The 21,484-nt window shown below is 72.6% G+C and carries 18 protein-coding genes; 10 read left to right on the top strand and 8 right to left on the bottom strand.

Going from position 1 to position 21,484, the window contains the following annotated elements:
• The first annotated feature begins 196 nt into the window (after window positions 1–196).
• The gene (locus M3147_RS09465; RefSeq protein WP_251203214.1) at window positions 197–724 is read left to right on the top strand and encodes a hypothetical protein; all 528 of its coding nucleotides are present in this window, start codon (window positions 197–199) and stop codon (window positions 722–724) included.
• On the opposite strand, the gene M3147_RS09460 is transcribed toward M3147_RS09465, so the two are convergent.
• Complete coding sequence (locus M3147_RS09460; RefSeq protein WP_251203213.1) at window positions 721–1,227, bottom strand: MarR family winged helix-turn-helix transcriptional regulator; 507 nt, start codon at window positions 1,225–1,227, stop codon at window positions 721–723. The genes M3147_RS09465 and M3147_RS09460 overlap by 4 nt on opposite strands.
• A 200-nt stretch (window positions 1,228–1,427) precedes the next feature.
• Here M3147_RS09460 and M3147_RS09455 point away from each other — a divergent pair, with 200 nt between their 5' ends.
• Entirely contained in the window at window positions 1,428–2,759 is a 1,332-nt protein-coding gene (locus M3147_RS09455; protein WP_251203212.1) for an MFS transporter, read from the top strand.
• Window positions 2,760–2,942: 183 nt separating this feature from the next.
• On the opposite strand, the gene M3147_RS09450 is transcribed toward M3147_RS09455, so the two are convergent.
• Entirely contained in the window at window positions 2,943–3,536 is a 594-nt protein-coding gene (locus M3147_RS09450) for a nitroreductase family protein (RefSeq protein WP_251203211.1), read from the bottom strand.
• Between the two features lie 126 nt (window positions 3,537–3,662).
• Between M3147_RS09450 and M3147_RS09445 the strand changes: the two genes are divergently transcribed.
• On the top strand, window positions 3,663–4,610 hold the full coding sequence (locus M3147_RS09445; RefSeq protein ID WP_251203210.1) for a BadF/BadG/BcrA/BcrD ATPase family protein: 948 nt from the start codon (window positions 3,663–3,665) through the stop codon (window positions 4,608–4,610).
• 271 nt (window positions 4,611–4,881) lie between these two features.
• Here M3147_RS09445 and M3147_RS09440 read toward each other — a convergent pair whose 3' ends face one another.
• Together M3147_RS09440 and M3147_RS09435 are read right to left on the bottom strand one after the other, a co-directional pair.
• Window positions 4,882–5,958 (bottom strand): threonine aldolase family protein, encoded by a 1,077-nt coding sequence (locus M3147_RS09440; RefSeq protein WP_251203209.1) that lies wholly within the window; start codon window positions 5,956–5,958, stop codon window positions 4,882–4,884.
• Window positions 5,959–6,152: 194 nt separating this feature from the next.
• Window positions 6,153–7,172, bottom strand: a complete 1,020-nt coding sequence (locus M3147_RS09435) for a D-alanine--D-alanine ligase family protein (protein WP_251203208.1) — start codon at window positions 7,170–7,172, stop codon at window positions 6,153–6,155.
• 99 nt (window positions 7,173–7,271) lie between these two features.
• Here M3147_RS09435 and alr point away from each other — a divergent pair, with 99 nt between their 5' ends.
• The 5 genes from alr (at window position 7,272) to M3147_RS09410 (ending at window position 14,172) form a co-directional block, all read left to right on the top strand.
• Window positions 7,272–8,417 (top strand): alanine racemase, encoded by a 1,146-nt coding sequence (alr, locus tag M3147_RS09430; RefSeq protein WP_251203207.1) that lies wholly within the window; start codon window positions 7,272–7,274, stop codon window positions 8,415–8,417.
• Window positions 8,414–10,627: a CapA family protein gene (locus tag M3147_RS09425; protein WP_251203206.1), complete on the top strand. Its 2,214-nt coding sequence runs from the start codon at window positions 8,414–8,416 to the stop codon at window positions 10,625–10,627. The genes alr and M3147_RS09425 overlap by 4 nt, the downstream gene beginning before the upstream one ends.
• A 51-nt stretch (window positions 10,628–10,678) precedes the next feature.
• Window positions 10,679–11,407: a GntR family transcriptional regulator gene (locus M3147_RS09420; RefSeq protein ID WP_251203205.1), complete on the top strand. Its 729-nt coding sequence runs from the start codon at window positions 10,679–10,681 to the stop codon at window positions 11,405–11,407.
• Window positions 11,408–11,560: 153 nt separating this feature from the next.
• Window positions 11,561–12,775 (top strand): alpha-hydroxy acid oxidase, encoded by a 1,215-nt coding sequence (locus tag M3147_RS09415; RefSeq protein ID WP_251203204.1) that lies wholly within the window; start codon window positions 11,561–11,563, stop codon window positions 12,773–12,775.
• 44 nt (window positions 12,776–12,819) lie between these two features.
• A complete protein-coding gene (locus M3147_RS09410) occupies window positions 12,820–14,172 on the top strand; it encodes an MFS transporter (protein ID WP_251203203.1) in 1,353 nt (450 codons plus the stop codon).
• On the opposite strand, the gene M3147_RS09405 is transcribed toward M3147_RS09410, so the two are convergent.
• Entirely contained in the window at window positions 14,169–15,074 is a 906-nt protein-coding gene (locus M3147_RS09405) for a LysR family transcriptional regulator (protein WP_251203202.1), read from the bottom strand. The genes M3147_RS09410 and M3147_RS09405 overlap by 4 nt on opposite strands.
• A gap of 209 nt (window positions 15,075–15,283) precedes the next feature.
• Window positions 15,284–16,039 (bottom strand): DUF3800 domain-containing protein, encoded by a 756-nt coding sequence (locus tag M3147_RS09400; RefSeq protein ID WP_251203201.1) that lies wholly within the window; start codon window positions 16,037–16,039, stop codon window positions 15,284–15,286.
• Window positions 16,040–16,447: 408 nt separating this feature from the next.
• Between M3147_RS09400 and M3147_RS09395 the strand changes: the two genes are divergently transcribed.
• Window positions 16,448–17,635 carry an MFS transporter gene (locus M3147_RS09395; protein ID WP_251203200.1) on the top strand — a complete coding sequence of 396 codons (1,188 nt, stop codon included), beginning with the start codon at window positions 16,448–16,450 and terminating at the stop codon, window positions 17,633–17,635.
• A 16-nt stretch (window positions 17,636–17,651) separates the two neighbouring features.
• Entirely contained in the window at window positions 17,652–19,310 is a 1,659-nt protein-coding gene (locus tag M3147_RS09390; RefSeq protein WP_251203199.1) for an amidohydrolase, read from the top strand.
• Window positions 19,311–19,481: 171 nt separating this feature from the next.
• Here M3147_RS09390 and M3147_RS09385 read toward each other — a convergent pair whose 3' ends face one another.
• Both M3147_RS09385 and M3147_RS09380 read right to left on the bottom strand, forming a co-directional pair.
• Window positions 19,482–20,591 carry an ABC transporter permease gene (locus M3147_RS09385; RefSeq protein WP_251203198.1) on the bottom strand — a complete coding sequence of 370 codons (1,110 nt, stop codon included), beginning with the start codon at window positions 20,589–20,591 and terminating at the stop codon, window positions 19,482–19,484.
• Window positions 20,588–21,472: an ABC transporter ATP-binding protein gene (locus tag M3147_RS09380; RefSeq protein WP_251203197.1), complete on the bottom strand. Its 885-nt coding sequence runs from the start codon at window positions 21,470–21,472 to the stop codon at window positions 20,588–20,590. The genes M3147_RS09385 and M3147_RS09380 overlap by 4 nt, the downstream gene beginning before the upstream one ends.
• Window positions 21,473–21,484 lie beyond the last annotated feature (12 nt).

Genomic DNA, 21,484 nt, shown 5'->3' with positions numbered 1-21,484 from the left:
CCCGCGGGGAATCGTTCGTGCGGATCATCCAACTCGCCCCGCCCAGGGCGCGCTAGGGATACCACATCCTCCAATCGGTGACCATTGCTCGACTCCTCCAGGCGCGGATCGCCGATCGGGCCCGCGGGCTTCACCGGCGATGGGGCGGTGTGATTCAGTGGACGTATGCGTGCACTGTTCCCCCGATCGTCTCCACTTGCTCGCGACCACGGGACGCACCCGTGCCCGGTGCACCTCGGTGCGTGAGTCGATCGGCTGGTACGACGCCGCACGGGTGCCCGACGATGACCTCGCGACGCTGCACGCGCACTTCCGCACGCGCCGTGCGGTCGGCGTCGTCGGACAGGGCGAGCTCCAGCGCTCGTTCTACGCCCGGTTGACCGTCACCTCCGCCGAGGTGTTCGAGGCGGAGGGCGTCGAGCCGTGGGGTGTGCTCGAGAGCGCCGAGTACGGTGCGGTGCTCGTGCCGGCCGAGCTCGCCGCCGCGACGACGCTGCCGGAGCTGCCGCCCGCGCTGCATCGGCTGGCGGCGCGGGTCGGGCCGGTCACCCGCCGGCTGCAGCAGGCGAAGCGTGCGACGGACGAGCGGCCGGCCGTGCAGCGCCTGCGGGAACGGTTCATCGCGGCTGCCGTCGCGCACGCCGAGGTGCACCGCAAGCTCGAAGAGTGGCGGCCGAGGCCCGAGCGGGAGCGCGACGCGGCGGGCGAGATCGAATCCGACTAGGCGTCGATGTCGTCGAGGCGGTCGATGACCACCTCGAGCAGCCGCGCGAGTTCCCCTCGCTCCTGATCGCTGAGGTCCTGCAGCACGTCGGACTCGACGACGTCCGAGCCGCGGATGGCGAGGCTGAACAGCCGCCAGCCCTCCTCGGTGAGGTTCACGAAGATGCGGGTGCGGTTGGTGTCGTCGGGTGTGCGTTCGATGAGCCCGCGCCCGGCCAGCTTGTCGAGCCGGTGCGTCATCGATGACGGGGCGACGTTCGTCAGATCAGCCAGCTGACTCGGGGTGAGCGGCTCGCCGGCTTTCGCGAGCGAGGTCACGACCGCCCACTCGCCCGCGGTCACGTCGAGGTCCGCGAGCTGGCGCACATACCACTGGTCGAGCTTCTTCGTGAGGCTCTGCACGGCCGTGATGACGCGCTGCACCGACTCCTCGCCGCCGGCGGCGACATAGGTCGCGACGGCCCGGCGGTGCAGCTCCGGGGCGCTCGGGGTGCGTCTGGCCATCTGGGAATTCTCGCACGCCCCGTTCGGTTGCTAATATTTCGACATCGAATAGTTCGTATTCGAAGCGCGCGGATGCCTCGGCCCGGTGCGGCGCCGGGGCGGCCCGCCGCGAGCACCATCCCAACCCGAGTCCGCGACGGAACCCGTCGCGGACTCACCGGAGCCGTCCGGACCTGAGGCCTGAAAGGGGGCGCGACCCCGTGCGCGCGAAACTGCTGATCTTCGCATCCGCCATCGGCATGCTCGGCTGGGGGGCCGTGCTCCCCTATCAGTACGCGTACGCCGCCGACACCCGCGGCTGGGGCGCGCTCGTGGCCGCCGGGGCATCCTCCCTGTTCTCGATCGGGGCGCTCGTCGCCGCGCCGATCGCCGGACGCTTGAGCGACCGCTTCAACCCCGTGCTCGTCGCGGTCATCGCCCAGCTCATCGGCGCGGCCGGGGTCGGGGCGCTCGCCTTCGTCGACAGCCCCGGCTTCTTCCTCGCCGGCATGCTCGTGTTCGGTCTGGGCCTCGCCGCCGCGGTTCCCGCGAAGCAGGTGCTCGCGCTGCAGTGGTCGACGAGCGACGACCGGCGCAAGGTGTTCGCGTACAAGTTCACGGGCGAGTCGCTCGGCATGGCGGCGGGCGCGTTCCTCGCCGGGCAGATCGTCGACCTCGGCCGGGCGGACGGACTCGACGTCGGCTTCGCGATGGCAGCCGCCGGGTTCGTGCTCTCCTCGGCCATCATCGCGCTCGCCGGGCGCGGTGCCGTCGTGCCGAGCGAGTTCGCGGTCGCGGCGGTCGCCGACGGGCGTCCCGTCACCGCCTCCGTCGGGGCGATCGAAGCGGCGACCGGCGCGATCGCCGCCATCGACGTGCGCGCGGCGAAGCGGGACCGCAGCGTCGTCCGAGCCATCCTGCGCACGCCGGCCCTCCGCTGGACGGCCATCGTCACCGTGACGCTGGCGCTCGGGTTCTACGCCCAGTTCGAGTCGGGGCTGCCCGCCTACGGCCTCACCGTGCTCGGCGTGGATGCCTCGGCGATCGGCATCGCCGCAGCGGTGAACTGCATCGTGATCGTCGCCCTGCAGGTGCTCGTCGTGAAGCTCACCGCCAAGCGGAGCGCGCCGTCGCTGCTCATGGTCGTCGGCATGATCTGGGTGGTGTCGTGGCTCGCGCTCTCCGCCGCGCAGTTCGCGCCGGGCATCGCGACCGCGCTGTTCGTGACGACGTACGGCGTCTTCGCGATCGGCGAGACGATCTACAGCCCGGTGCTGAACCCGCTCACCGCGCAGCTCGCCCCGAAGGGCATGGTCGGGCAGACGCTCGGCACGATCGGCGCGCTCCAGACGGCGTTCTCGGCGGCCGGTCCGCTGGTGGCGGGCGTGCTGCTCGGCGCCGGGCTCGCCGACGTGTTCCTCGGCATGCACCTCGCGGTCAGCGTCATCGCGGTGTTCGCCGCGTGGCGGGTGAAGCGCGCGATGGAGGCGATGCCGGTGCCCGCGGCATCCGAGCGCGTCGACCCGCCGACCGCGCCGGTGCCGCTGCACTGACGCTGGCGGCCTCGCGCCTCACCGCGCGCCGCCGCCGGCCCCGCCTCCCGCCGGGCTCGCCTCGCGCCTCATAGAACTCAGGAACGCCTCCCGGCGAGCACCGGAATCCCGGGGCTCCCGCAAATCACGCACCCCATAACTGCCACATGTTCCTGAGTTGTGTGAGGGGGGAGGGGGAGGGGGCTACTCGCCGACGGTGACGAAGTCGGCGAGGGGCTTGCGCTGACGCGGAGCGATCTCGCGCTCGCGGAGCACGTCGGAAAGCCGGTCGACGTCGCCGAGCGCGCCGATGGTCGTGATCGAGACGACCTCGTGTCGCTCGTCGAGCCCGAAGGCGTCGTGGATCGCCTGCGCGTCGAAGCCGCCCATCTGGTGGGTGTGCAGGCCCTCGTGCTGCGCCTGCACGGTGAGGTGCGCGACCGCCTGGCCGAGGTCGTAGCGCGCCCACGGGCGGGGCCGGCCCTCGGCATCCACCGTCTCGGCGATGTTCACGATCAGCACGGCGGCCGAGTCGGCCCACTCCTTGTTGAACCCGGCCATCGCCCCGTGCAGCGAAGCGAAGGCGGCGGTGCCACGGCGGGCGACGATGAACCGCCACGGCTGCGAGTTGTTCGCCGACGGCGCCCAGCGGGCCGCCTCGAGGATCGTGCGGAGCTGCTCGGACTCGACCACAGCCTCCGGGTCGAACGCGCGCGGGCTCCAGCGGTCGGCGAGCGGGTCGATGAGCGGGGCCTCGGTGGCGGCCTTGCGGCTGGTGAGATCGGTGACGAGGGTCATGATGCGGCTTTCGTGATCGTGGAGGTTCTGCCGGGACGCCGTTGACCCGTCCATTCGAACGTATCGAGTTCCGAGCCTATTCCGCCCGCGTCGGACGGCGTGCTCCAGAGCGGGCACAATACCCGTATGGATTCCGCAGCCGACGCGCCTGCGCGCGTGCCCGCCAGCGTGCTCGCGATCGACGCCGGCCAGACCGGGGTGAAGGTGCGGCATCGCTCCCCCGACGGCCTCGTCGAGTGGGCCGAGCCCGGCGTGCGCACCGACCAGCCGTTGCTGCCGCAGCTCGCCGACGCGATCCGCGGTGCCGCCGCGCGCGGGCTCTCGGCCGAGGCGGTCGGCATCGGGACGACGGGCCTCACCACGCCGGACTTCGATGCGGAGCCCCTCATCGAGGCGGCCGCCCCGCTCGGTACGCGCGAGCTGATCCTCGCGCACGACTCGATCACGGCCTACCTCGGCGCGCTCGACGAGGCGCGCGGCGTCGTCGTCGCGGCGGGCACGGGCGTCGTCACGCTCGCGGTCGGGGAGTCGGCCGTCGCGCGCATCGACGGCTGGGGCAACATCATGGGGGATGCCGGGAGCGGCTACTGGATCGGCCGCGCCGCCCTGGAGGCCGTCATGCGCGCGCACGACGGGCGCGGCGAGGCGACGGCGCTCACCGACGCGGTGCGGCGCGAGTTCCCCGAGCTCGAGGAGGCGTACATCGTGCTCCAGGGAGACGGCGAGCGCATCCGCCGCGTCGCCCGCTACGCGCGAGCGGTCGCCGAGCTCGCCGACACGGACCCGGTGGCCGCCGGCATCCTCGACGCCGCCGCGCGTGAGCTCGCCCTCGCCGCCGTTACGGGGCTTCGCCGCGTCGGCGAGGATCTCGCCGCGGCGCCCACCGTGCGTGCCGTGGGCGGCGTGTTCGGTTCGACGCGCCTCGCCGGCGCGTTCGAGCGCGCGGTGCGGCACGAGATCCCGGCCGTGGAGGTCGAGATCGGCTCCACGGATCCGCTCGACGGTGCCGCGCGGCTCGTGGCGATGGCGCCCGGCAACCCGCTCCACGCGCACGTGGCCGCCGCCACCCGCTGACGCCTCCCTCCCCTCCCCACTCCCTCCCGTCCCCTTCACAACTCAGGAACATCTGCCGGTTATGGCCGGTGAGCGGTGGCGCGAGGCCCGGGATTCCGGGCTTCGCGCGGACGCGTTCCTGAGTTCTGCGAGGGCAGGCGGGGCGAGGGCGAGGGGCGGGGCCCCGAGGGGGGGCGGGTGAGGCGCGGGGCGTGGGGCGAGGCGCGGGGGGCGTGGCGGCCGCGGGCGGGCCGCGGGCGGGCCGCGGGCGGGGCGCGGGGGGCGCCGCGGCTCAGCGCGCGGCGAGCTCCTCGCGGATGCCGGCGACGAAGGCGTCGATGTCGGCTTCGGTCGTGTCGAAGGAGCACATCCAGCGCACCTCGCCGCGCGAGGCATCCCAGTCGTAGAAGCGGAAGCCGCGCTCGCGCAGCCGGTCGGCGACGCCCTCGGGGAGCACCGCGAAGACGCCGTTCGACTGCGTCTCCTGCGAGAAGCCGAGGCCCGGCAGCTCGCCCGCCGCGATGCCGGCGTCGAGCGCGTCGCGCAGTCGGCGGGCCATCGCGTTGGAGTGCCTGGCGTTCTCGAGCCACAGCTCGCCCTCGTACAGGGCGATGAGCTGCGCCGAGACGAAGCGCATCTTCGAGGCGAGCTGCATGTTCAGCTTGCGCAGGTACTTCAGGCCCTCGGATGCCTCGGGGTTCAGCACGACGACGGCCTCCGCACCGAGGGCACCGTTCTTCGTTCCGCCGACGCTCAGCACGTCGACGCCCGCGTCGCGGGTGAAGGCCCGCAGCGGCACGCCGAGCGAGGCGCCGGCGTTCGCGAGGCGCGCGCCGTCGAGGTGCAGCTTCATGCCGAGCGAGTGCGCGTGGTCGGCGATCGCCCGCACCTCCTCGACGGTGTAGGCGGTGCCGAGCTCGGTGGTCTGCGTGATCGACACGACGAGCGGCTGGGCGCGGTGCTCGTCGCCCCAGCCCCAGGCCTCCTGGTCGATGAGCTCGGGGGTGAGCTTGCCGTCCTCGGCGGGCACGGTGAGCAGCTTCATGCCGCCGACGCGCTCGGGCGCGCCGCCCTCGTCCGAGTTGATGTGCGCGGTCTTCGCACTGATGACCGCGCCCCAGCGCGGCAGCATCGACTGCAGCGCGGTCACGTTCGCGCCGGTGCCGTTGAACACGGGGAACGCCTCGATGCCCTCGCCGAAGTGCCCGGCGAAGACCTGCTGCAGGCGCTCGGTGTAGGCATCCTCGCCGTAGGCGACCTGATGGCCGTCGTTCGCGGCCTGGATGGCGGCGAGCACCGCGGGGTGCACGCCCGAGTAGTTGTCGCTGGCGAAACCGCGGAACGTCGTGTCGTGGAGCTGCGAAGTCACCGAACCATCCTGCCACCCGCTCCCTGGCAGCGTCTCGTAGCTTGGCGCACGGAACGCGCGCCGCGCGCCCCGGCGACGCACGGATGCCGCGCCCGCTGGGTCGCTGAGCTCGTCGAAGCGTCCGCGGGTTCGGCGGCTCAGGCCTCGAGTTGCCCGACTTTCATGAAAGTTGGGCAACTCGGATCTCGTGGAACTCAGCGCACACCCACGACCCGGGCGATGAGCTCCTCGTAGGAGACGCCCGCGGCGGCGAACATCCGGGGCACCTGCGAGTGCGACGTCATGCCCGGGATCGTGTTGATCTCGTTCAGCACGAGGCGTCCGTCCGGTGTGACGAAGAAGTCGACGCGCGCGATCGCATCGCAGCCGAGCGTCTCGAAGAGCGCGCGGGCGGCCTCTTCCAGCCGCCGCGTCGTGGCGTCGTCGAGGGCGGCGGGCACGGTGAACCTGGCCGAGCCGTCGTACTTCGTGGCGGAGTCGAAGACCCCTTCCCCGTGGATCTCGAGCGGCGGCGGCACGAGCAGCCGGCCGTCGGCCGCACGGACGACGGCGACGTCGATCTCGCGGCCCGCGACGGGCTGTTCGACGAGCACCCGGTCGTCGAAGCGCCGCGCCTCCGCGATCGCCGCGGCGAACTCGGCTGCGGTGCGCGCGAGCCGCACGCCGTGGCTGGAGCCCGCGGTCGCCGGTTTCACGACGACGGTGCGGACGAACGGGATGCCCGCGTCGAGCTCGGCCGCCCCGTAGCAGCGACCCGGGGCGACGTCGACGCCGTTCGCGGCGGCGACGAGCTTGGTGAGCTCCTTGTCCATGGTCACCGCGCTCGCCGTGAGCGGGGAGCCGATCAGTCTGATCCCGGCGAGCGTCGCGAGCGCGGCGAGTGCGCCGTCCTCGCCCGGAGCGCCGTGGATCATCGGGTAGACGGCGTCGCAGTCGGCGAGCAGCTCGAGCGCCGCGGCGAGGCCCGCCGCCGGGCTCGGGCCGAGCTGGCGTCCGCGGATGCTCCAGCAGCCGTCTCGTTCGATGCGGAGCCGCACCGCTTCGACGCCGATCCGGGCGAGCGCGGCCTCGACGGCGGCGGCGCTCGCGACGCTTACGTCGTGCTCGGCGCTGGTGCCGCCGGAGATGACGGCGATGCGGCGGACCGGTCGGACGGGTCGGGCGGGTCGGGCGGGTCGGGCGGCGGCGCGCTCGGCGCTGCTCGGTGCTGGCATGGAGGCCTCCTCGGCTGGCAGTCCACCCCGCCGGATGTTGCGTGGGCGTATCGGAATCCGCAGACGGCGGCGCAACACGCCCGCCGCTGGACTGGCCGCATGGCCCCACCCGCATCCGCACTCCTCGTCCACCACGACGCGATCCGCGCGAACGCCGCGCACTTCGCAGCGTCGACCGAGGGCCGCCTGATGGCCGTCATCAAGGCCGACGCGTTCGGCCACGGGCACACGGAGGTGGCGCGGATCGCGCTCGAGGAGGGTGCGGCGTGGCTCGGGGCGGCCTCCATCGACGAGGCGCTCGCGCTCCGGACGGCGGGCCTGCGCGCCCCCATCCTGAGCTGGCTGAACCCGCTCGACGCGGACTTCGAGGCGGCGGTGACGGCCGACGTCGACCTCGCGGTGGCGAGCCCCACCCTGCTCGGCGCGGTCAGCCGAGCGGCGGCGCGGCGCGGCCGGCCGGCGCGGGTGCACCTGCACCTCGACCTCGGGATGGCGCGAGAGGGGTGCCCGCGGGAGGGGTGGTCGGCGCTGTGCGAACTCGCGCACGAGCTGCAACGGCAGGGGGCGGTGCAGGTGGTCGGCCTCATGGGGCACCTCTCCTGTGCGGACGCCGTCGGACACCCGCAGACGCGCGTGGAACGCCAGCGCTTCGTCAACGCGGTGCTGGCGGCGCGGCGGCGGGGGCTCCGGCCGGGCGTGCTGCACCTCGCGGCGACCGCTGCGACGGTGACCGGGGAGGGGAACGGCTTCGGCCTGCACCGGATCGGGGCGGGGCTCTACGGCATCGATCCGTCCGGGACGTCCAGTGCGCTGCGCCCCGCGCTGACGTTGACGACGCACGTGGTGGCCTCGCGCGAGGTCGCCGCCGGAACGGGCGTCGGCTACGGCCTCGATCACGTCGCCGAGGCGCGGACGAACCTGGCGCTGCTGCCCCTCGGCTACGCCGACGGCTTGCCGCGCGCCGCGTCCGGGCGGGCGGAGGTCCTCGTGCGGGGCCGGCGCCGCCCGCTCGTCGGCCGGTTCTCGATGGACATGGTCGTGGTCGACACAGGAGGCGAGCGGATCCGGCCGGGCGAGCCGGTGACCGTGTTCGGTCCCGGCGACGCGGGCGAGCCGACCGTCGCGGAGTGGGCCGGGTGGGCGGGCACCATCGAGCACGAGCTCGTGACGCGGGTCGGCGCCCGGGTCGCGCGGGTGCACCGGGTGGATGCCCCGGCCGGCCGCAGCCTCGGGCGCACCGCATGAGCGGCGTGGAGCGGAGCGGGCACGCCGACCCCGGCGTGCCCCGCGAGATCTGGGGCGACGTCGTCAAGGGCGTGCTCATCGTGCTCGTCGTGTTCTGGCACGTCGTCATGAAGAGCTACCTCGAGGTGGACTGGCAGCTCGGCGTGCCGATCCCCGGCGCGTGGGGGCTGCTCGCCGACCTGATCTGGCCGTTCCTCATGCCGCTCTTCCTGCTCGTCTCCGGGTACTTCGCCGCGACGGCGTTCACCCGGCCCTGGGCGGTCGTGCTGCGCCCCCGGGTCGTGCGCTTCCTGTACCTCTACCTGCTCTGGTCGCTCATCCACACGGCGGCGCTCTGGGCGTTCCCCGACTTCCCCACGCTCGTGCCGCGGGGCGTCGCCGAGTTCGTCGAGGCCGTCACGATCAGTCCGCCGAACACCTGGTACCTTCTTGCGCTCGCGCTCTACTTCCTCGTCGCGAAGGGGCTCGCTCGGGTGTCTCCGTGGCTCGTCGTCGGGGCCGCCGCCGTGCTCTCGGTCGTCGTCGCGGCCGGCTACGTCGAGATCGTGAGCAACCGCGGCTCCCTGCTCTACAACCTCACCTTCTTCCTGCTCGGGCTCCATCTCGCTCCGCACGTGCGCCGACTCGCGGGGCGGGTGCGGCCGGTGCGGCTCGCGCTCCTCGGGGCGGGCTACCTCGCGGTGTTCGCGGCCATGCGGCTGACCGGCAGTGAGACGGTGCCGGGCGTCTGGCCGCTCGTCAGCGTCGCGGGGGTCGCGTTCGGCCTCGCTGCGGCGCCCGCCTTCGCCAGGATCCCGGTGCTCGGCCCCGGTGCCGCGTGGATCGGACGGCGGAGCCTTCCGATCTATCTCCTGCACATGCCGCTGCTCGCCATCGCCGACATCGTGCTCGCCGAATGGCTGTCGCTCGCCTCGCGCCCCGTGCAGCTCGTGGCGGCGGCGGCGCTGCCGCTCGTGCTGACCGCGGTGCTCGTCGCGGCGTGCGTCGGGCTCGAGCGCGTACTGGTCCGCGGTGGGGCGGGCTGGCTCTTCGAGCTGCCCGGGCGGCGGCGCCGAGCGTCCGCGGCGCGGGGTGCCGCCGAGGCATCCGCTCCCCACCCCGCGCCTCGACCGTCCCGCGGGCCCGCGTGGGGCGCGGTCGTCGTCGTCGCGCTCGTCGTCGCGAGTGGCGTCGTCGCGGTCCGGGCGACCGAGATCCCCGGCTGCGAGGCGGATCCGTCGGTGCAGGCCGCCGCCTGGCCCGGGCGCGTGAGCATCGGCGCGGTCGGCGACGTGCTCATGCACGACATCGGCCACGGCGTGCCCGCGGACGGCGGTGCGGCGCACTTCGACGCCGTGCGCCCGTGGTTCACCCAAGACCTCGTCACCGGCAACCTCGAGCAGGTGATCGCCGACGACACCGGCTACGACAAGTGCGGCGGCGACGAGGACTGCCTCGCCTTCCGCAGCGCTCCGGAGACGGCCGGCACGCTCGACGGCTTCGACCTCATGAACCTCGCGAACAACCACACGGGCGACTTCGGTCCCGTCGGGTACGCCGACACCCGCACGAACCTCGCCGCGAACGGCATCCGCTCCGTCGGCGACCGGAACGAGATCGCCTGCACCCGCATCGGCGACACGACGGTCGCGGTGATCGGCTTCGCCCCCTACCGGGACACGAACCGGGTCACCGACCTCCGGCACGCTCGGAAGCTCGTCGCCGCGGCGGCCGCGAGCGCCGATCTCGTCGTGGTGCACGCGCACATGGGGGCGGAGGGGCCGACGGCGAACGTCGTGACCCCCGGCCCGGAGGAAGCGTACGGCGAGCAACGCGGGGATGTGGTGGCCTTCTCTCACGCGGTCGTGGACGCCGGCGCGGACCTCGTGATCGGGCACGGGCCGCACTCCTTGCGCGGGATGGAGTTCTACCGGGGGCGGCTCATCGCCTACAGCCTCGGCAACTTCGGCGGCGGGGGCGTGTTCGGCGCCGAGCAGGCGACGAGGTACGGGGCGTACCTCGACGTGACGCTCGAGGCCGACGGGCGCTTCGCCGGCGGGCGGGTGCGTTCGATCGACTTCGAGCAGGAGGGCGGCGTCCCGCGGCCGGATCCGGAGGGGACGGCGGCACGGCTCGTGGCCGAGTTCGGGGCGCGCGACTTCCCCGAGCGCGCGGCGCGGGTCGGGGAGGACGGCACCATCGCGCCGCCGGACTCCGAGCGCCCGCGCTGAGGCCGTTCAGGGGTCGGCGGCGGGTTCGGGCCGGGGTCGTAGGCTGAGGGCATGGATGCGGCGCCCAGCGAACCCGGCTCGACCCTGCACACGCACGCGGTCGACAGCCAGCGCCGGGCGGCGGCCCTCGGCGAGGGGAATCGGGTGCTGTCGCGCACCCAGAAGGTGTACGTGGCGCTCAGGGACGACATCGTCCGAACCCGGCTCGCGCCCGGCGAGGTCGTCATCGAGCCGGAGCTGGCCGCGCGGTTCGGGGTGTCGAAGACGCCCGTGCGCGAGGCGCTGCAGATCCTCGTCGTCGAAGGGCTCGTCGTCGCGCTTCCGCGTCGCGGCTACGTGGTCCGCCCGCTCGGGATCAGCGAGGTGCGGGAGGTGCTCGATCTGCGCCTGATCATCGAACCGCCGATGGCCGCGGCGGCGACCCGCTACGGGAGCGCGGCCTTCGTCGAAGAGCTCGGCGCGATCCTGGACGCGCAGCGCAGCGGATCGGGCACGGCGGAACTGACCGACGCGGCGCGCGCGTTCCACGAGTGCATCCTCGGCGCATCGCGGAATGCGCGGGCGAAGGGGCTGATGAGCGGTCTCTTCGACGAGACCACCAGGAGCCACCACCTCATCCCGGCGATCGACGCGCGCATCCACTCGGACGTCGAGAACGAGGGCCACGAGCTGGTCCTGGCGGCGATCGAGTCCGGTGATCCGCAGGCCGCCGAGGAGGCCATGCGCCGGCACCTCCTGGAGCTCCGCGAGTTCGTGCTCCAAGCGTTCCTCGAAGCCTGAATCGCGCTCGCCCGACGCGTCGGCACCTCCCCGTCGATTGAGATATATCTCAGGAATATGTGTGTTGTGCGCAAGATATATGTCAGTTATGGTGGGTGCCGACACCGAGGTCGGCGCCCCGCCATCGGTGCGACGCGCTGAGAGGACCCACGAGTGCTGCGACGCCGCATCCGCACCTTCACCGAGCTGTTGAGCTTCGATCCACCCGCGCTGCCCTCCGAGGCGAAGCGAGTGGCGGCCGCGCGCAGCCTCGACGACCTTCGCCGGATCGCCAAGCGGCGCGTGCCGGGGTTCGTCTTCGACTACGTCGAGGGTGCTGCGGTGACGGAGCAGGCGGCGCGGGACAACGAGGCGGCCTTCGCCCGCCGGAGATTCGTCCCGTCCGTCACGGAGAGCGCGGCCGGCGCATCGCTCACCACCCGCCTCCTGGGACGCGAGCACGCGATGCCGATCGGCATCGCCCCGATCGGGCTCACCGCGCTCATGCGGGCAGCCGGCGAGACCGACGGCGTCCGCGCGGCCGCGAGCCGGGACGCGCCGTTCGTGCTCTCCACCATGGGAACGCGGAGCATCGAGCAGCTCGCCGACGCCGCCCCGGCTGCCCGGCGGTGGTTCCAGCTCTACCTGCGGCGCGACCGAGCCGCGTCGCTCCTCCTGATCGACCGGGCCGCCGCGGCGGGCTTCGACACCCTCGTGCTGACCGTCGACACCCGGGTGCCGGGGCAGCGCTACCGCGACGACCGCAACCGGCTCTCGATGCCGCCGCGGCTGACGGTGCGCACGGCCGCGCAGTCGGCGCTGCATCCCGCCTGGTCGCTCGAACTGCTGGCGCACGACGCTCCGGCCATGGCGAACTTCGGCCCTCGCTCCGGACGCGTCACGGACGTCGTCGGCAGCATGTTCGACCCCGCGCTGTCGTTGCACGACGTGCGCTGGCTGCGCGACGCCTGGAGCGGGCCGATCGTCGTGAAGGGCGTGCTCTCCGCCGTCGACGCCGAGCGCTTCCTCGAAGCCGGGGCCGACGCCATCTGGCTCTCCAACCACGGCGGTCGCCAACTCGACCGCGCCATCTCCCCCGTCGAGGTCGTGAGCGCGGTGCGCGCCGCCGTCGGCGACGACGTACCGATCATGCTCGACTCCGGCATCCGCAGCGGCCTCGACGTCGTCGCCTCGATCGCCTGCGGCGCCGACTTCGTCTTCCTCGGCCGCGGGTACATGTACGGACTCATGGCCGGTGGGCAGCTCGGCGTCGAGCGAGCACTCGACATCGTGGCGACGGAGACGTTGTCCACGATGCAGCTGCTCGGCGTGCGGACCACGTCCGAGCTGCGCGGTCGAGGCGCCGACCTCCTGCAGCCGACCGGATAGCCCCGCACCACCGCCAGCACTTTTCAATGACGAAAGGACACCCCATGGCCATCGAACAGCAGCGCACCATGACTCCGCAGGCGAGGCGCGCCATCGCCGCGGCCTACTTCGGCACCCTCATCGAGTGGTACGACTACGCGCTCTACGGCGCCGCCGCCGGTCTCGTGATCGGTCCCCTCTTTTTCCCCGACGTCATCCCGGCCTCCGCCTCGATGCTGGCCTTCGCGACGTTCGCCGTCGGCTTCGTGGTGCGGCCGCTCGGCGGGCTCATCATCTCCCACCTCGGCGACCGCGTCGGCCGGAAGCCCGCGATGATCCTGACCATCGTGCTCATGGGCATCGCGACCGTCGGCATCGGGCTCCTCCCGACCGCGGAGGCGATCGGACTGGCGGCGCCGATCCTCCTGATCCTGTTCCGCTTCATCCAGGGCTTCGGCGCCGGAGCGGAACTCGCCGGCGCGCTCACCCTGGTCGCCGAGTACGCCCCCGAGCGGCGGCGAGGCCGGGTCATCGGGCTGGTCACCTCGGGCGCCCCGGGCGGAGCGTTCCTCGCGACGCTGGCCTTCACCTTCGCCTCGATGCTCCCGGGCGACGTGCTGCTCGGCTGGGCCTGGCGCATCCCGTTCCTCGTCTCCGCCGTGCTGTTCGTCCTCGCCCTGTGGATCCGTCGCCGCCTCGAGGAGACGCCCGAGTACCGGGACGCGGTCGCGAACGCCGAGCACACCGCGATCAAGGTGCCGTTGGCGGAGCTGTTCCGCCGCAGCCCCCGCGAACTCGTGCTCGGCTTCTTCAGCGTCTGCGGGCACAACGTCACCAACTACGTCCTGAGCGCCTTCGCGCTCAGCTACCTGACGCTGACGGTCGGGATGCCGCGCGTCGAAGCACTGATCGCCGTGCTGGTCGCGTCGCTGCTCACGGCGTTCGCGCCCGTCCTCGGCGGGATCGCGGTCGATCGATTCGGGGCCAAGCGTGTGCTCGTCTTCGGGTCGGTGGCGGGCATCGTCCTCACGTACCCGGTCTTCCTCTCGCTGCAGTCGGGCGATCCGGTGCTCGCCGCGCTCGGCATGACCGCGCTCGGCGTCGTCGCCGTGGGTGCGACCGCGGCCTCCACCGGGACGTTCCTCACCAACCTCTTCCCGACCCGCTATCGGTTCACCGGCGTCGCGACGGCCCGTGAGCTCAACGGCGCTCTGGTCGCCGGGCCGACACCGCTCATCGCCACCGCGCTCGTCGCCGCGGCCGGGGGAGGGCTCGCGTTCGTCGTCGTGTTCGTCATCGCGGCCTGCGTCGTGTCGCTCCTCGCCGTCGTCGCGACGCCGAAGCGCATCGGCGACCTGCAGCCCGAGGAGGCGGCCGACCCGTCGCGGCTCGCGCGGGCCGAGCGGGTGTCGGACTAGGCGCTCGCCGCCGGGGCATCCACGTTCGCGACGTCGTCGACGGTCTGCAGCCAGTCGCCGTACTCCGCGACCCAGCGCTCGATGAGCCCGGCGGCGTAGTGGCTGGGGTCCCAGCCCGCGTAGAGCGACATCCGCACCTGGCGGCCGTCGCGCATGACGCGGACGGGGTGCAGGCCGAACGCGGCCTCGTTGGTGAGGACGGCCGCGCCGCGGCCGGCCGCGGCGAGCCCCTGGGCCATGAACGAGGAGCTCATCTCGGTGGCCTCGGGGAGGGCGAGGCCCGCCTCCGCGAGCGCGTCGTCGAAGACCATCCTGGCCTGGTTCGTGCGGTCCATGAGGATGAGCGGATGCCGCACGAGCTCGGCGACCTCGACGTCCGGTCGGCCGTGCAGCGGGTGGCCGGCGGCGACCTGCGCGGTGATGCCGATGGGGGAGAGCCGCCGGCCCGCCCAATCCGCGGGCGGCGGTACTGTCGAGACGCCGAAGTCCGCGCCGACGGCGACCGTTCGCTCGAACACGAGGCTCGGCTCGCACTCGATCGCGTCGATGACGGGATGCCTCGCGCCGTGCGCGGCGGCGAACGGCGCGAGGGTTCGCAGGATCGTCGCGAAGGGGGCGACGGCGACGAGCCGGGTCTCGAGCGGGCGCTCGACGCCGACGGCGTTGCGGGCCATCTGTTCGCGTCGCACCAGGTCGCGCCCGACCCCGAGGAAGCGCCGTCCGGCCTGGGTCAGCCGGAGCGCCCCGTGGCCGCGCTCGAACAGCTCGACGCCGAGCTCCTGCTCGAGCGCGCGCAGCTGCCGGGACACTGCCGGCTGCGAGATCCGGACCTGGCGGGCGCCCTCCGTGATCGAGCCCGCCTCGGCGACCGCCAGGAAGTACTTCACGACGCGGAGTTCCATCAATGCCTCCAAGGCATGCCACAGACTGTTTGGGGATGTCGAAAGCATGCCATGGGCGTCGCCGCGTGTGGAGGACGGGCGCGGGCATCGCCGTGAAATGGTACATTTCTTCATGCAAGGCCCTATGCGACCCGTGAGGTCGCTCGAAGGGTCTTGCGCCCCGCGAACCCCTGGCCCAGGCTGGGGGTTCTTGCGTTGGCGGGCGTCACTCAGTCGAGCCAGTAGACCCCGTCGTCAGTGTCGTCGGGCCAGTGGGCGCGCGCCTGCAGGTATGCGCGGACAGCGCCCGCGCTCGTGGCGTGCGGTGCCGTCCAGATCTCGGGGTGGCGCTGTCTGTGGAGGTGGTAGGCGCCATACGCCAGGAGGTCGGCAGCTTGGATCAGCTGACTGTACCGGCTGTCCTGCATCATGGGGTCCTCGAGGATGCGCCGCGAGCGCAGCTCGAGGGCGCGGTGCGCCGCACGGTAGGGGGCCGCCGATCGGATGGCGCGTTCCCAGATGTTCCGACGCTGCGCGGGGTCCAGCTCGGGTGATTCGTCGGTCCCCTGCTGCCCGTCGTAGAAGACGAGGACTCGGGTGTCGTGCGCCTCCGCCCAGTCCTCGAGGCGTGCGACGAAACGCGCGTAGAGCGTTGCGGGCGACCGATCCGTCGAGCCGACGGTGAAGACCGTGAATGCGCTGCGCTTACTGAGGTGGCTGAGCATGATCCGGCCGGTGGCGGCGCGCTGCGCCGCGCCGAAGCGGCGGTTGTCGGCGGACGACTCGCAGTACCTCCCGCGACCTTTGTACAGCTCGTTGGCGTGCAGCTCGCGGAGCTTCGGAACTCCGAACGCCCGGTGGATCTCCCGCCTGCCCGAAAGCCAGGCGTCGAGCACCGAGGTCCAGTGCGCGTCCTCGACGATCAGTGCGGTGAGGGTCGTTCCGTGTCTCGAATCGCCGGAGTCGTCCACGTAGCAGAGGTGCATGCGGGCAGCCCGCTCAGTTGAACAGGGGGTACGGCCCGAGCAGGCCGGCGGCGAACGAGAGCGGAGCGAGGGGCGAGCGGGTCATGGCTGGACCGTAGTGGGCGGCCCTGCCCCGGCGACTCCGCCATCCACAGGCCATGCTGCTGAGGCATGAAAACAGTGCAGATTCGGTATTCGACAGCATGGCACGGCCACGCGCAGAATGGGGCGATCCCGGGACATCCACCTCGTCAGCACCCATCCCCCGCAACGGAGCACCCATGGCACAGACCGAGACGCGCGCCCGCGCCCGCACCACGCCCGACCGGCAGGGCCGCACCGCCCGCATCGCCGCCTTCCTCGGCACGACCGTCGAGTGGTACGACTTTCTACATCTACGGCACCGCCGCCGCCCTCGCCTTCGGGCCCGTGTTCTTCCCGAACGTGGACGCCTCGACCGCCATCCTCGCCTCCTTCGCCACCTTCTGGGCCGGCTTCCTCGCCCGCCCGATCGGCGGCATGGTCTTCGGCCACCTCGGAGACAAGTTCGGCCGCAAGAACACCCTCGTCGCCACGCTGCTGATCATGGGCGTCGCGACGTTCTGCATCGGCATCCTCCCCGGCTACGCGACCATCGGCGTCGCCGCGCCCGTCCTGCTCACCCTGCTGCGCGCCCTGCAGGGCTTCGCCGTCGGCGGCGAATGGGGCGGCGCCGTGCTGCTGGCCGCCGAATCGGGGCCGAAGTCCAAGGCCGTGCGCGGCGGCATGTTCGTGCAGCAGGGCTCGCCCGCCGGCAACATCCTCGCGACGACCGCCTTCGCGCTCGCCGCGTTCCTGCCCGACGAGGCGTTCCTCGCCTGGGGCTGGCGGATGCCGTTCCTGCTCTCCGCCCTGCTCGTCATCATCGGCCTCGTGATCCGCCTCCGCCTCGAGGAGCCCGAGGAGTTCGCCCAGACGAAGGCCGCCGCCGAGACCGTGAAGGTGCCCCTTTTCGAGCTGTTGAAGCGCCACTGGAAGACCGTCGTCGCCGCCGTCTTCGCGAGCGGACTCGGCATCGGCATGGCGTACTTCGTCAGCACCTTCATGCTCTCCTACGCCACCACCACCCTCGGCGTCGACCGCCAGGTGATGCTGAACATCCTGCTCGTCGGCGCGGTGATCCAGTTCATCTGGCAGCCGATCGGCACCCGCATCGCCGAACGGGTCGGCACGACGAAGTTCATGATCTGGAGCCTCGGCGCGAGCGCCCTGCTCGCCGTGCCGCTCTTCCTCCTCGTCACGACTGGCGAGCCCTGGCTCATCCTGCTCGGCATCGGCATGTCGATGATCGCCGGCACCGGCTACTACGCGGTGCTCGCGGGCTTCCTCGCGCAGGCCTTCCCCGTCGAGGTCCGCTACAGCGGCGTCTCGCTCTCGTACCAGCTCTGCTCCACCCTGATCGGCGGCACGACGCCGCTGCTCGCCCAGCTGTTCCTGAACCTCGGCGGCGGGCACTGGGGCGGCGTGGCCGGCTTCTTCATCGCCCTCATCGTCATCACGGTCGCCGGCGTGCTCGCGCTCGCCGCGATCACCGGATTCTCCGCGGCGCGCGAGCGCGAGCTGCGGAACGCGGAGTAAGGAGCCGCACCCCGACATGCGCATCGACACCATCCTCAGCAACGCCCGCATCACGACGCTCGACCCGGAACGGCCGACGGCGAGCAGCCTCGGCATCCTCGGCGGCCGTGTCGTCGGCTTCGACGAGGAGCTGCACGGGGTCACCGCCGACGAGCGGTTCGACCTCGGCGGCGCCCCCGTCGTGCCCGGCTTCAACGACGCCCACCTGCACTTCTCGATGCTCGGCAAGGAGCAGGTGCAGCTCGACCTCGCCTTCGAGCAGGCGCCCACCCTCGACGCGCTGTACGCGCGGGTCGAGGCGTGGGCCGCTGCGAAGCCGGAGGGCGCCTGGGTCATCGGCAACGGCTACGACCAGAACAAGATCGGCGCCCACCCCGACCGCGCAGTGCTCGACCGCATCGCCGGCGGCCGCCCCGTCTACCTCGTTCACAACTCGAACCACATGGCCGTCGCCAACACGGAGGCGTTCCGTCGCGCCGGGCACCCGGACCCCGACGCCCTCGAGGCGCCCGCCGGCGGCAGCATGGCTCGCAACGCCGGCCGGGCGACCGGTCTCCTGCAGGAGCAGGCCATGCAGCTCGTGAACCACGTGTTGAAGCCCGTGCCGCAGGAGGAACTCGTCACCGCGCTCGCCGCGGCGAGCGAGTGGGCGCTGCGCAACGGCGTCACGAGCGTCACGGAGCCGGGCATCGGCGGCGCCCTGATCGGGCACGGCCCCGCCGACGTGCGGGCGTTCCAGCTCGCCCGGGAACGCGGCCTGCTGCGCACCCGTGTGACGCTCATGCCCTACATCGATGCGATCCACGACCTCGGCCCGCTCGGCGACGGCGTCGACGGCTGGGGCGTCGACCTCGGCATCCGCAGCGGGCTCGGCGACGAGTGGCTGCGGATCGGTCCCATCAAAGTCGTCTCAGACGGCTCGCTCATCGGGCGCACCGCGGCCATGTGCTGCGACTACGCCGACACCCCGGGCAACGCCGGCTACCTGCAGTGGCAGGCCGAGGAGATCCGCCGCTTCATCCTCCGCGGGCACGAGAACGGCTGGCAGCTCGCGACTCACGCGATCGGCGACGGCGCGCTCGACGTCGTGCTCGACGCGTACGAGGAGGCGCAGCGGCGGATGCCCCGGCCGGGAGCGCGGCACCGGATCGAGCACGTGGGCGTGGCCTCCGACGAGCAGGTGCGCCGGATCGTCGCGGGCGGGCTCGTGCCCGTGCCGCAGGGCCGCTTCGTCTCGGCGCTCGGTGACGGCTTCCTCGCCGCGCTCGGCGAGGACCGGGCCCGGCTCGCGTACCGGATGCGCAGCTTCGTCGACGCGGGCGTGGAACTGCCCGGATCGACGGATGCCCCGGTGGTGCCCGGCGAGCCGCTGATCAGCCTGCACGACATGGTGAATCGGCGTGCGGCGAGCGGGGCGCCGATCGGGCTGCACGAGGCGCTGACCCCGGCGCAGGCACTGCGGGCGTACACGGTCGGCTCGGCGTACGCCGAGCACGAGGAGGCGCGGAAGGGTGCGCTCTCGCGCGGCAAGCTCGCCGACCTGGTGGTGCTCTCGGACGACCCGCTGCAGGTGGCGCCCGAGCGCATCCGCGAGCTCTCCGTCGGCGCGACGATGGTGGGCGGCGTGTTCGGCTTCGACGTCGCCGGGGAGCTCGCTCAGGCGACCGCCGCCTGAGCGGCGCCCCGCGCCCGCCCCGGCGCCCCCGGCGCGAAAGGGTCGGATTCCGACAAAGCCCAGGGAGTGCGACGGCATTTCTGTCGGAATCCGACCCCCTCGTGGAATGGAGCGGGCCGGGGAGCGGCCCCGGGAGCGGGCCAGGGAGCAGGGGAGGAGGGCCAGCCCGCGCTACCCCCGCAGCGCCTCGGCGAGCTTCACCCGCGTGCCCGTGCGGAGCAGCGAGTTCCGATAGATCCGGTCCCCGATCGCGAGGGCGCCGAGCGTCGTCGCGACCAGGATGAGCAGCGAGAGCACCGGCTCCCACCACTCGGCCTGGCCGAGGAAGATCCGCACCGGCATCCCCACCGGGGCCGAGAACGGGATGTAGCTCATCACCGTCAGGATCGCCTGGTTGTCGAAGAAGAACACCACCGCGAAGTACGGGATCATCACGAGCATCGTCACCGGCGAGGTCACCGAGCCGACGTCCTCGGCGCGCGACACGAGCGCGGCCGACGCCGCGAACAGCGCCGCGAGCATCACGAAGCCGATCGCGAAGAACACCACGAACCAGATCACCGAGGAGCCGAGCACCCCGAGCAGCACCCGCTGCCCGGTCGCGAGCAGCCCGACGACGGCGAGCACTGCGATCGCGATGATCTGCCCGAAGGCGAGCACGCTGTTGCCGATCACCTTGCCCGTCAGCAGTTCGCGCGCCGACACCGTCGAGAGCAGGATTTCGATGATGCGGGTCTGCTTCTCTTCGACCACCGACTGTGCGATGGTCGAGCCGAAGGTGATCGCCGACATGAAGAACACGATGCCGAAGCCGAACGCGATGAAGTACGCGAGCAGCGGGTCGACGGTCGCCGGGTCGAGCAGCTCGACGCCGGGCTGCGCCGAGAGCGCCTGCACCACGCCGCCGGGGGTGCGGTCGAGCCCGATGACCTGGAGGCCGGTCGGGTCGGATGCCTCGGGCACGATGATCGCGTCGACCTCGCCGTCCCGGAGGAGCGCCTCGCCGGCGGCCCGGTCGTCGACGGGTACCGCTTCGAGGGCGGGATTGCCCTCGACGGCCGTCGCGGCCGTCCCGACGACCGCGACCGTCGCGGGGTCGGACTTGCCGCCGAAGATGCCGCCGAGCACGACCGAGGCGAGCACGGCGAGCATCAGGATGCCCGTGGAGACAAGGAAGGCCTTGCTCCGCAACCGCGTGGTGACCTCGCGGCCGGCGATGAGTCCCACCGTCTCGGTGAACTTCGGGGTGCGGAGTTCGGCGGTGCTGCGTGACGTGCTCACTGCACGACCTCCTTGAAGATCTGGGCGAGCGTCGTGTGCTCGCGGGTGAAGCCGGCGACCTCGCCCCGGCGGAGGGCTTCGGCGAGCACGGCGCGGCGCGCGGCATCCGTGTCGGCCTCGAAGCGGGCCCAGCCGCCGTCGAAGTCCGTCACGACGACCCCCGGAAGCTCGCGCACCCAGCCGGCGTCGCCGTCGGTGAGCAGCTCCCAGCGCTCGGAGCCGTGCTCCGCGCGGAGCTCGTCGCCCGAGCCCGCGGCGCGGATGCGACCGCCGGCGATGATGACGAGGTCGTCGCAGATGCGCTCCACGATGTCGAGCTGGTGCGAGGAGAACAGCACACGGGCACCCGAATCGGCCGCGTCGGACAGCACCGACTGCACCGTCTCGACCGCGATGGGGTCGAGACCCGAGAACGGCTCGTCGAGCACGAGCACCTCGGGGCGGTGCACGAGCGCGGCGGCGATCTGCGCGCGCTGCTGGTTGCCGAGCGAGAGGCTCTCGACGGGGTCGTCGTGCCGCTCGGCGAGGCCGAGGCGGTCGAGGAGCTCCTCGGCGTTGCGGCGGGCCGCGGCCGGCGTCCAGCCGTGCAGCCGGGCCAGGTAGACGGTCTGCTCCAGCACCCGCATCTTCGGGTAGAGGCCGCGCTCCTCCGGCATGTAGCCGAAACTGCGGCGGTCGGCGGTGCCGAGCGGATGGCCGTCGAGCGTGACCGTGCCGGTGTCGGCGCCGAGGACGCCGAGGACGATCCGCATCGTCGTCGTCTTGCCCGCGCCGTTGCCGCCGACGAATCCGGTGAGGCGGCCCGGCGCGACCTGGAACGACACATCGTCGAGGGCGACGCGCTCGCCGAAGCGCTTGCCGAGGTGGTGGAGTTCGAGCATGCTCCCACGCTA

Origin of the sequence: Agromyces mediolanus, assembly GCF_023715325.1 — a bacterium.
Classification (GTDB): domain Bacteria; phylum Actinomycetota; class Actinomycetes; order Actinomycetales; family Microbacteriaceae; genus Agromyces; species Agromyces mediolanus_A.
This window is presented reverse-complemented; position numbering and strand designations above follow the sequence as displayed.

Bases quoted from the DNA above. Each gene is read 5' to 3' on its own strand.
- M3147_RS09460 (WP_251203213.1), bottom strand. From the start codon at position 1,227: ATGGCCAGACGCACCCCGAGCGCCCCGGAGCTGCACCGCCGGGCCGTC.
- M3147_RS09450 (WP_251203211.1), bottom strand. From the start codon at position 3,536: ATGACCCTCGTCACCGATCTCACCAGCCGCAAGGCCGCCACCGAGGCC.
- M3147_RS09445 (WP_251203210.1), top strand. From the start codon at position 3,663: ATGGATTCCGCAGCCGACGCGCCTGCGCGCGTGCCCGCCAGCGTGCTC.
- M3147_RS09435 (WP_251203208.1), bottom strand. From the start codon at position 7,172: ATGCCAGCACCGAGCAGCGCCGAGCGCGCCGCCGCCCGACCCGCCCGA.
- alr (WP_251203207.1), top strand. From the start codon at position 7,272: ATGGCCCCACCCGCATCCGCACTCCTCGTCCACCACGACGCGATCCGC.
- M3147_RS09425 (WP_251203206.1), top strand. From the start codon at position 8,414: ATGAGCGGCGTGGAGCGGAGCGGGCACGCCGACCCCGGCGTGCCCCGC.
- M3147_RS09420 (WP_251203205.1), top strand. From the start codon at position 10,679: ATGGATGCGGCGCCCAGCGAACCCGGCTCGACCCTGCACACGCACGCG.
- M3147_RS09410 (WP_251203203.1), top strand. From the start codon at position 12,820: ATGGCCATCGAACAGCAGCGCACCATGACTCCGCAGGCGAGGCGCGCC.
- M3147_RS09405 (WP_251203202.1), bottom strand. From the start codon at position 15,074: ATGGAACTCCGCGTCGTGAAGTACTTCCTGGCGGTCGCCGAGGCGGGC.
- M3147_RS09400 (WP_251203201.1), bottom strand. From the start codon at position 16,039: ATGCACCTCTGCTACGTGGACGACTCCGGCGATTCGAGACACGGAACG.
- M3147_RS09390 (WP_251203199.1), top strand. From the start codon at position 17,652: ATGCGCATCGACACCATCCTCAGCAACGCCCGCATCACGACGCTCGAC.
- M3147_RS09380 (WP_251203197.1), bottom strand. From the start codon at position 21,472: ATGCTCGAACTCCACCACCTCGGCAAGCGCTTCGGCGAGCGCGTCGCC.